Below are 7,271 nucleotides of genomic sequence, written 5' to 3'. Positions count from 1 at the left end.
TGGTCGGTGCTCAGGAGCATCGACTGGACCATCGGGTAGAAGGTGAAGCCCAGGATCACCAGCAGGGCGGGTGCCACCGACAGCCAGCCGGCCAGCGTGGCACCGGAGCGCCGCCGCCGGGGTCTGACGACGAGTGCGGGGGTGGGGCGGCCGGTGTGTGCGGTGCCGTTCGGCGGGGCACACACCGCGGCCGCGGCTTCAGAGGGGTGTTCGGTGGAGGAGGTCATACGAGCTGTCCGTCGTCCGTCATTCCTTGGCGAGGGCCTGGCCGACCAGGTCGTCGATGGTCTTCAGTGCCTTGTCGACGGGAGCCTGGCCGTTGACGCCGGCCACGATGTTGGCCTTCTGGGCGTCCCAGCGGGCCTGGAAGGCGTGCCGGTCCTGGAGCAGCAGGTCGGGGGTGTTGCGGCCGAGCTGCTCGAAGATGGCGTTCCAGTTGGGATCGGCCTTGACCTTGCCGTCCACGGTGGCCTTCACGGCCGGGTCGACCTTGCCGAGGTCGTACGGGAAGATCCCGTGGTACTCCATGTACCGGGCACTGCGCTCGGGCGAGGCCAGCCAGCGCATGAACGCCCCCGCGCCGCCCGGGTTCTTGCCCGCGGAGCCGGCGACCAGGCTTTGGCCGCCGACCATCGAGCAGCCGCTCTTCGGGCCGACGGGCATCGGGGCGACCGCCCACTTGCCCTCGGTCTTGGCACCCCCGAGCTTGATGTTCGCGATGACGGACTGGTTGAACGGGAACATCGCCACGTCACCGCTGATGAAGCCGTTGAGGGCGCTGGTCCCGGTGGGGGAGATCTTCTCGGTGTAGAAGGACCTCATGTAGTCCATCGCGGTGCGCCCGGCCTCGGTGTTCTGGGTCGAGGTCTTGAAGTCGGCGGTGGTGAGGGCGCCGCCGGCCTGGCAGAGGAAGCTCTCCCAGACGGAGTTGATGGCGTTGAGGTGGTCGTCCATGCCCTTGAACTGCCAGCCGCTGACCTTCTTCCCGGCCTCCGCGGACTTGGTGGTGATGGCGGCGGCGGTGGACTTCAGCTCGTCCCAGGTCTTCGGCGGGGCGGTGAAGCCGTACTGCTGGAGGATGTCGGTGCGGTAGAGCAGCACGCCGACGTCGAAGGAGAGCGGGACGCCGTACATCTTGCCCTCGTACTCGTTGACCTTGGCGAGCGGCAGGAACCTTCCGGTGTCGGCGGCGGTGTAGCCGAGCTTGTCGAGCGGGGTGAGGGCGCCCGACTTCAGGTAGTCGAGGTCCAGGCCGTTGTTCATCAGCCAGACGTCCGGTCCCTTGCCGGCCGCGACGGCCTGCTTGATCTTGTCGCGGCCGTCCTTCCACTCCAGCAGGGTGAGTTCGACCTTCACCTTGTCCTGGGAGGCGTTGAACTCGTCCACCAGTTCCTTGACCTTGCCGTCCTGCCCGATCCAGTAGGGCATCGACCAGAACTTGACGGTGGTCGGGCCGGCCGACCCGGAGGACCCGCTGCCGGAGGCGCAGGCGGAGGCGGCGAGTGCGAAGGCGGACGCCAGTGAGACGGCGACGGCGGCTCTACGGCGGAGTGGTGCCATGGGGGTCTCCTTGTGCGACGGGCTGCGGCTGGGTCGGCCGTCCCGGTACGTGCGGGGGGAGGGAGACGCCGAGGGTGGTTCGGCGGGAATCCGGCCCCGGAACGGGTGCGGCGTAACGTCGGCGCAGCACGTCGGAGCCTTGCGCGAAACTTATGCGATATACGAAATGACCGCCAGGGGTGTTGCCGTTTCGTGTTCTTCGCGCAACCGGATCTCTGTGCCGTGGGCATGCCCCGGCCGTGGCCGGCCGGGCGCCGAACGTCCGCCACGTGCTCAGGTGATGTCGTCCAGCTGTTCCCGACGCGGGGCCGGCAGTTGGGCGCTCGCGGCCGGCCGGGCGGACGCCTCGATGGCCTCCGCCTCCGCCACCGGCTGCACCGAGAGGTCGACGTCCGACGCCTCGTCGGCGTCCAGCCCGTAGTCGGGGCTCCGGCGGGCCCTGCGCCTGTCGTTGATCATCGCGATGCCGCAGGCCAGGAAGTACAGCGCCCAGATCGGCGCGGCCAGCGCCAGCATGCTCAGCGGATCGACGCTCGGCGTGGCGAAGGCGGCGAAGACGGTGATGCCCAGCACCATGCCGCGCCACCAGCCGAGCAGCCGCTTGCCGCTGACCATGCCGACCAGGTTGAGCATCACCAGCAGCAGCGGGAACTCGAAGGCCAGGCCGAAGACCAGGACCAGTCGGGTGGCGATGTCGAAGTAGTCGTCGGGCGGCAGGATCGGCGTGGTGTTGTCGGGCGTGAACGACATGAGCATCCGGACCGTTGTCGGCAGCAGCAGCATCGCGAGGCCCACACCCGCGAGGAACAGCGGGGCGCCGCAGGCGACGAAGATCCGGGTGTACTTGCGTTCGTTCTTGTGCAGACCGGGCGCGACGAAGGCCCAGATCTGGTACAGCCAGACGGGGACGGTCGCCACCACGCCGGCGGTCAGGGCGACCTTGAGCATCCAGGTGAAGCCCGCGGTCAGACCGATGGTCGAGACCTGCGCGCACGTCTCCTCGCCCGCGGCGATGATCTCCGGGGTGCAGCGGAGCGGCTGCAGCAGGACGTCCTCGATCCTCTTGTGGAAGACCAGCGCGAGGATGGTGAACACCACGATCGCCAGGGCCGACTTGACCACGCGGTTGCGCAGTTCCCGCAGGTGGTCGGCGAGGGCCATCCGTCCCTCGGGGTCCTTGGACGCCTTCTTGGTCGCTCTGGAGAGCTTGCTCAACCCCGCTCCTCAACTCGTGCGTCGAGGCCCGCCGGTCGATGGGTCTCAGGTGGTCACGCGCCTGCCGCGGCCGGCCCGGGCGAACGCGTCGGGCCGGGTGGCGGAGTACGAGAGGCGTCGCCGCTTCGGGGCCGCGACCGCGGTTCGTACCCTGCGACGGCGCTCTGCCCGAGGAATGGGGGTGCCGGCGCCGGCGCAGGGACCTCTGTCGAACGTGCCGTTGTGGCCGAGTTCGGCTGTGCCCGACGGATTCACCGGTGTCGGCACAGCGTTGTGGACGGGACAAGTGCTCGTGGCGCGGGACACTGCGGTCCGGCCGGCGCCGACGAAGAACGCGTCATACCTCCGGGGAACGGGGGCCTCAGGCGCGAGGCCCGTGGTGGGGGTGTCCGGTCGGCGGATGCCGTCCGGCCGAGGGGGTGTCGCAGCCGACCGCAGCGATGACGGACGGCGGGGCGGGCATCACGCGGACGCTGGTCGGCGGCCTGGGGCCCGAACCGGCGCCGGCGGTCCTGAGGTGCGCCGCTGGTGCGCAAAGTGTGCGTGCTGTCCGGCGCGCCAGTCAACGGTCGTCCCGTGGACGCCTTTCACCCCGGGCTCACGGTCGGCAACCGCACCATCCGTCCCGACCGGCCCGGCGTGGATCGCCTGCTGTCCCGCCGGCGGTGACGGACGCGCGAAGGTCATAACGATCCGGTCACGGGGCGGGAGTGGATACCGGTTTCCCACTCTCTCGATCCGAACAGCCGATGTGAGTCCTTCAGGAGAACGCAATGCTCCTTCACCGCCCGCGAAGGGTCGGCGTGACGACAGGCGTCTCCGGGCGCTGCAGTGCCGGCCCGCCGGGGTCGGGTGCGGCCGCCGGCAGCCGTTGTGCCACCGGGCGGGGCACGGCACAAGGGCCCCCGGAGGACTGCCCGTGACCCCCTTCCGTCCGCGTCGCTTCCGCCGGGAACCGCCTGTTCCTCGTGCCGTGCGCTGGTCGTTCCGGCTGTGGCTGCTGATCGCGCTCACGGGAGGAGCCGCTCTGGCGGCGGCCTTCACGGAGCGGGTCCGCATCGGGTTGGAAGTGGGGGACTTCCTGCTCCTGCTCCCCGCGGTGGCCGTGCTGGCCGCCCTCGTCGCCCTCGCCCGAGCGGCACGCGCCGGACGACGTCGGGCCAGATCGGTCCTGACCCTCCTCACCGCCATCGGCTCGGCCACCGGAGCCCTCCTGACGGCCGTCGTCGCACTGGACGGGGGTCCCGTGTCGGCCGCCGTGCCACTCGCCGCCGTCCTGATCCCCCCGCTCCTCGGGCAGGCCCTGATGTACGTGCCTGCCGCCCGTTCCCACTTCGGCCGGGTCGGACCGCCGTAGAGCCGGGGCGTCGCGTCGCTCCCGGCACCGGGCACGGTTCGGGAGCGCGCAGGAACCGAGCCCCAACGGCACGGTGTCCGCTTCGCCGACCGCCAACCCTCCAAGGACACTCATGGCTACCTCCGTCACGGCCACCACGACCGACCCGGTGCTCTGTGACCGCCTCGCCCGGGACGTCACCCGGCGGGACGAGAACGAAGAACTGACGCGCCGGCACGGCCGGGCAGCACCGGCGCACTCCCGCGTCCTGGGCGGGGAACGGCAGAACGCCCCGGCGGGTGCCGGGTCGAGGGTGCGGGCATGAGTCGGCGGCGGGGCACCCGCTCGCAGAGCGCCCGCCCCGGGAGGCGCCCGGGTCGGCCCGCGGCTCCGCAGGTGACCACGGGCATGGCGGCGGTCCAGGGGTCCACCGCGCACGACCGCGCGGCCGGCGCGCCGCGGTCGCCGTCGGATCCTCGGGAGGACCTGCGGCCGAACCGGCCCTCGTCCGCCCGTCTGGCCAGCCTGATGCTCGCGGGCAAGGACCACCTCGCCGCGGACCGGACGCTGCTGGAGCTCCTGCGGGCCGAGGACGCGGGCTGCGTGGACGTGGTCCGGCGCGGCAGGGAGTTCCTCCACCGCGCCGTCGGACTCCTGGCGGAACGCGGCCTGGAACAGTTCCTGGACCTGGGGTGCGGGCTGACGACCGGAGCGCCCGGGACCGCGCTCGCCCCGATCCACACCTCGGTCCTGACCGCCCGCCCGGGTGCCCGGGTCGTGTACCTGGACCGCGACCCGGTCGTGCTGGCCCACGCCCGGGCGTTGCTCGACGTGCCGGCGCCCGCCCGGGCCCGGCACGTGCACGCCGACCTCACCGCGCCCGGGCTCATCGCGACGCTGCGGGAGCATGCGGGATTGGAATGGCATCGCCCGGTGGCAGCCGTCCTCGGTGACGTTCTGCACGAGCTGACCGACCCGCAGGCCAGTTCCCTGCTCTCGACGTTGCACCGGGAACTTCCCGCCGGCAGCGTGCTCGTGCTCAGCCACCGGGCGGCCGACACCGACGCACCGGCTCGCACCGCGCGCGTAGCCGCCTGCTGGGTGGAGGCCGGCCTGCCGTGGCATCCCCGTACCCGGGGCGCCGTCGATGCCCTCCTGACCGGCTGGAAGCGGCAGGAGCTCGCGGCCGGACCTGTGGCGCGCGAGGCAGCGGCGGGCGTGTACGCGATGGCCGCGGTCGGCGGTGGCGCGACGTGGTGACCGGGTAGCGCCGAGGGCGTGGCGGCTGCCACGCGGTGGTCGCGGGAGGACTCCGGCGAGAAGGCTCGTGCGGCGGCGCGGGGGGAGGCGCAGCTCGCCGGGTGGGGCCCGAGGCCGCCGCCGTCGGCCCCGGTGCCGCTCCGCGATCTTCGTCCCCGGGGCGACCGGACGGGTCGGCGGGCCGGTTCCGACGATGGGTCAGGAAACATGCGCGTCGCCTCTCTTGCGCTCCTCGACAACCGGGGCTTCTATGTCACTGCACGTCGGAACGTGTTGGATTTAGTTTCCTTCTGTTCCACTGGCTCTCCACCCCTGCGCCCGGCTTCCAGTCCCCGCGCCCGGCTCTTCACGCCCGGCGCCGTCATGCCGGGCTGCCCGTTCATGTGTGCGTGGCCCCTTCATGCCCGGCTCCCCACGCCGGGCCCCCACCCCCCTGCAAGGAGTCCCCATGTCGAATCGAACGTCCCTCCGGGGGCGCAGACCGCTGGCGACCGCCGCCGCGCTCGTGCTGCTGACGACCGGCGGCGTCGCCGCCCAGTTCACGGCGTCGACCGCCGGCGCCGCCGGAGCCCCCCTCGCCGCCACCCCGCCGATGGGCTGGAACCCCTGGACCTACCTGCGGTGCTCCAGCACCCTGAACGAGAAGACGGTCAAGGCCACCATCGACGCCATGGTCACGAGCGGCCTGAAGGCCGCCGGGTACCAGTACGTCAACCTGGACGACTGCTACGCCGCCACCCAGCGCGGCGCCGACGGCAGACTGCAGCCCGACACGGTCCGGTTCCCCAACGGCATCGCGTCGCTCGCCGCCTACGCCCACTCCAAGGGCCTGAAGTTCGGGGTCTACTCCAGTGCCGGCACGGCGACCTGCGCGGGCGTCGGCCCGGGCCAGAAGGGCTTCCCGGGTGGCCAGGGCCACGAGGCGGCCGACGCCGACACCTGGTACTCGTGGGGAGTCGACTACCTCAAGTACGACGCCTGCAACAGCCTCCCGCCCGCCACGAACGACCCCGGCAACACGGCGCGCTACCAGGTCATGGCCGACGCGCTGAAGGCGGCCGGCCAGCGCTACGGCCGCCAGATCGTGTACTCGATCTGCGACCCCGGCCGCAACGTCGAGACGTGGGCGCCCGCCATCGGCAACCTGTGGCGCACCACCGGTGACGTCGGCCTCAAGTACGGGTCGATGGTCGCCAACTTCCACGAGAACAGCGCCTACTCCGCCTACGCGCAGCCCGGCCACTGGAACGACCCGGACATGCTGCTGACCGGCAACTACCCCACCGGCGACTCCAGCAGGCCCGGGCTGACGCCCGAGGAGGAGCGCAGCCAGTTCAGCCTCTGGGCCGAGATGGCGTCTCCGCTGATCCTCAGCACCGATCTGCCGGGGCGGCTCAACGAGCTGAACGCGGGCGTCGAGCGGGGGAAGAACACCTTCAACGTCCTGCTCAACAAGGACGTCATCGCCGTCGACCAGGATCCCCTGGGCAAGCAGGGCACCGTCGTCTCCAAGACGGACCTGCTGCCCCCGCTGGCCCCCGGCAAGACGCGCGACCGCCTGGACCAGCGGTTCGCGACGATCCTGACCAAGCCGCTGGCCAACGGCAGCCGTGCGGTCACCCTCACCAACGAGGGCGACCAGCCCCGGGCCATGTCCACCAACACGACGGAGATCGGCCTGCGCGGCGCCAACAACTACACCGTCAAGGACCTGTGGACCAAGAAGGTCACCGTCTACACCGGGTCCTACTTCACCTTCACCGTCCCCGCGCACGGCACCGTCATGATCACGGTCACTCCGACCAACTGACCCTGCCCGAGCGGCCGCTCGACAGACTGCGGGCTCCGGCCCACCGCCCGCGCGGTGGGCCGGAGCCCGCAGGCGTGCCCGGCGCCGGTG

General features: G+C 71.6%; 6 protein-coding genes and 1 pseudogene. 4 read left to right on the top strand and 3 right to left on the bottom strand.

Features of this window, described 5'->3' with window-relative positions; translation table 11 throughout:
• The 3 genes and pseudogenes from ACWDRR_RS20195 to tatC form a co-directional block, all read right to left on the bottom strand.
• A pseudogene (locus tag ACWDRR_RS20195) lies at positions 1-227 on the bottom strand (hypothetical protein); the annotation flags it as partial.
• 19 nt (positions 228-246) lie between these two features.
• Positions 247-1,560 (bottom strand): ABC transporter substrate-binding protein, encoded by a 1,314-nt coding sequence (locus ACWDRR_RS20190; protein WP_449773563.1) that lies wholly within the window; start codon positions 1,558-1,560, stop codon positions 247-249.
• 273 nt (positions 1,561-1,833) lie between these two features.
• The gene (gene tatC, locus ACWDRR_RS20185; protein WP_449773566.1) at positions 1,834-2,721 is read right to left on the bottom strand and encodes a twin-arginine translocase subunit TatC; all 888 of its coding nucleotides are present in this window, start codon (positions 2,719-2,721) and stop codon (positions 1,834-1,836) included.
• 1,027 nt (positions 2,722-3,748) lie between these two features.
• Between tatC and ACWDRR_RS20180 the strand changes: the two genes are divergently transcribed.
• From ACWDRR_RS20180 to ACWDRR_RS20165, 4 genes are all read left to right on the top strand, one after another.
• The gene (locus ACWDRR_RS20180) at positions 3,749-4,132 is read left to right on the top strand and encodes a hypothetical protein (RefSeq protein WP_449773562.1); all 384 of its coding nucleotides are present in this window, start codon (positions 3,749-3,751) and stop codon (positions 4,130-4,132) included.
• Between the two features lie 112 nt (positions 4,133-4,244).
• The gene (locus ACWDRR_RS20175; RefSeq protein WP_449773561.1) at positions 4,245-4,436 is read left to right on the top strand and encodes a hypothetical protein; all 192 of its coding nucleotides are present in this window, start codon (positions 4,245-4,247) and stop codon (positions 4,434-4,436) included.
• 83 nt (positions 4,437-4,519) lie between these two features.
• Positions 4,520-5,371 carry an SAM-dependent methyltransferase gene (locus tag ACWDRR_RS20170; RefSeq protein ID WP_449773560.1) on the top strand — a complete coding sequence of 284 codons (852 nt, stop codon included), beginning with the start codon at positions 4,520-4,522 and terminating at the stop codon, positions 5,369-5,371.
• Between the two features lie 448 nt (positions 5,372-5,819).
• Positions 5,820-7,181, top strand: a complete 1,362-nt coding sequence (locus ACWDRR_RS20165) for a glycoside hydrolase family 27 protein (RefSeq protein ID WP_449773559.1) — start codon at positions 5,820-5,822, stop codon at positions 7,179-7,181.
• Positions 7,182-7,271: the final 90 nt, after the last annotated feature.

It is taken from the genome of Kitasatospora sp. NPDC003701 (assembly GCF_053587085.1).
The sequence above is the reverse complement of the archived record's forward strand: the minus strand, read 5'-3'. Positions and strand labels throughout refer to the sequence as shown.

Coding starts and splice junctions, on each gene's coding strand:
- tatC (WP_449773566.1), bottom strand. CDS start 2,721: ATGGCCCTCGCCGACCACCTGCGGGAACTGCGCAACCGCGTGGTCAAG.
- ACWDRR_RS20170 (WP_449773560.1), top strand. CDS start 4,520: ATGGCGGCGGTCCAGGGGTCCACCGCGCACGACCGCGCGGCCGGCGCG.
- ACWDRR_RS20175 (WP_449773561.1), top strand. CDS start 4,245: ATGGCTACCTCCGTCACGGCCACCACGACCGACCCGGTGCTCTGTGAC.
- ACWDRR_RS20190 (WP_449773563.1), bottom strand. CDS start 1,560: ATGGCACCACTCCGCCGTAGAGCCGCCGTCGCCGTCTCACTGGCGTCC.
- ACWDRR_RS20165 (WP_449773559.1), top strand. CDS start 5,820: ATGTCGAATCGAACGTCCCTCCGGGGGCGCAGACCGCTGGCGACCGCC.